Annotated in this window: 1 protein-coding gene; it reads right to left on the minus strand. The window is 75.4% G+C overall.

The features are described 5' to 3' along the window. Nucleotides 1–113 precede the first annotated feature (113 nt). Nucleotides 114–986, minus strand: coding sequence for an enoyl-CoA hydratase-related protein (locus ABZ914_RS51615; RefSeq protein WP_190860962.1), 873 nt, complete (start codon nucleotides 984–986; stop codon nucleotides 114–116). Between the last annotated feature and the right edge of the window lie 206 nt (nucleotides 987–1192).

Below are 1192 nucleotides of genomic sequence, written 5' to 3' on the forward strand. Positions count from 1 at the left end.
CCGGGGGGCGGTGTGGCCGGCGTGCGCCGCGGGGGGGGCCGGGGGGCCGGCCGGGGCGCCGGGCCCCCCCCGGGCCCGGGGGCGGGCGGGGGGGGGGGGCGCCCCGGGCGGTGCTAGCGGACGGGCCAGTCGGGGACGTTCGCCGGCAGGTCCTTGCTGACGCGCATGGGGAACGCGGCGGGGCGCTTCTCCAGGAACGAGGTGACGCCCTCGACGGCGTCGGCGCCCCCGCCCAGCTCGGCCATCAGGCGGGAGTCGGCGGCGTGCGCGTCCCACGGGGACGGCGCCGACAGGCCCGACCACATCAGGCGGCGGATCGTCGCGACCGACACCGCCGAGGTGTTGTCGGCGATCTCGCGGGCGAGCGCGTACGCGGCCGGGAGCAGCTCGTCCGGCGCGTACACGCGGGACACGAGGCGGCCGTCCAGGGCCTCCCGCGCGTCGAACACGCGGCCGGTCGCGGCCCACTCCATCGCCTGCGCGATGCCGACCAGGCGCGGCAGGAACCAGCTCGACGCGGCCTCGGTGACGATGCCGCGCCGCGCGAACACGAACCCGAACTTGGCCTTCTCGCTGGCCAGCCGGACGTCCATCGGCAGCGTCATCGTGACGCCGACGCCGACCGCGGCGCCGTTGAACGCGCCGATGACCGGCTTGAGGCAGCGGGCGATGCGCAGCGCGACCGTGCCGCCGCCGTCGCGCGGGGTGCCGTCCTCCAGCACGTCGTCCTCGCCGGCGAACATGTCCTTCGACTTCTCCTTGTCGAAGGTGCCACCGCCGCCGCTGAGGTCGGCGCCCGCGCAGAACGCCCGGCCGGCGCCCGTCACCACCACGGCGCGGACGTCGTCGTCGGCGTCGATGCGGTCGAAGACGTCGAGCATCTCGTTGCGCATCGTGAAGGTGTAGGCGTTCATCTTGTCGGGGCGGTTCAGGGTGACCGTGGCGATCCCGTCCTGAACCTCGTACTCGATCTCGGCGTAGGCCACGTGCGTCCCCTTCTCGCGCCGGCGGATTTCCGAATGCGATTCTAGGAAGTCCGGCGGGGGCGCGTCAGACCCGGGCGGCCGGGAACATGCGCAGGACCACGTCGCGACGCCACTCGTCGAGGCCGCCCTCGTGACCGGCGGGCGGCAGCAGCGTGACCGCGCCGTCCTCCTCCGGCCGCAGCCGGACCGTCACGTCCGGCGCGAGC

Source organism: Spirillospora sp. NPDC046719 (assembly GCF_040645715.1).
In the GTDB taxonomy this organism is placed as follows: domain Bacteria; phylum Actinomycetota; class Actinomycetes; order Streptosporangiales; family Streptosporangiaceae; genus Spirillospora.